At 50.0% G+C, this 800-nt stretch carries 1 protein-coding gene; it reads left to right on the forward strand.

Annotation, left to right across the window (positions count from 1 at the left end; translation table 11 throughout):
* Positions 1 to 211 precede the first annotated feature (211 nt).
* The coding region (locus tag QJ48_RS39060) for an LCP family protein (RefSeq protein WP_237763138.1) at positions 212 to 800 on the forward strand (589 nt) is incomplete at its 3' end.

The raw sequence follows: 800 nt of genomic DNA on the forward strand, positions 1-800 counted from the left end.
CCGCCACGACCGCATATTTACCTGCCTTGACTGGCTGCCCAAAAGCAACTCTTTCAAGGGGACAAGGAGTATCATATCATCGTTCAAGTCTGAAGTCAAACATTTTATGCATCATATTTTTTTACAATTCATATTATGATACAATTTGTATTAATAATCCATTAATAGTTACATATTGTATCATATTCTATAGGAAACCAGGTGATTTCACTTGAAACGATGGAAGCTCTACGCGCTTACCGTTGTCGTATTCGCAGGGGCTGGTCTCGGGCTATTATACCGTTATTTGGAGCCCGCCCGCCATTTTGAAATGAAAACGCATCCGGTTATCGCCGCACCCTCCTCCGCCGTCTCCACAGATCCCCAGAGTCATTCCCAGTCTCTACCGAACGATCCGACAGCTGCCGAGGCTTCAACCGCTTCAGCGGCTCTCCCCGCCGACACGCTAGTACAACACGCAAACCTGAACGAATCGACCGCCTTTAACGCACTGGTACTCGGATTGGATACGACCAGCGGCCAAACCGCACGTACGGACGTCATTCTTCTCGCTCATGTCGTTCCCGCCGAGAAAAAAGTCCATCTCATTTCCGTTCCGCGGGATACCCGGGTCCCGCTGCCCGGGATCGGCCTAACGAAAATAAACCACGCGCATTTCGTGGCTGAAATGGATGGCGGCAAGAAATCGGGAACCGAGGCGGCGATTCAAGCCGTCAGCGATTTGCTGCAGGTTCCGGTTCATTATTACGTGAAGACGAATTTTTCCGGCTTCGTTACCTTTATCGATACGATCGGAGGCA

Source organism: Paenibacillus sp. A3 (genome assembly GCF_001399685.1).
Classification (GTDB): Bacteria; Bacillota; Bacilli; order Paenibacillales; family NBRC-103111; genus Paenibacillus_G.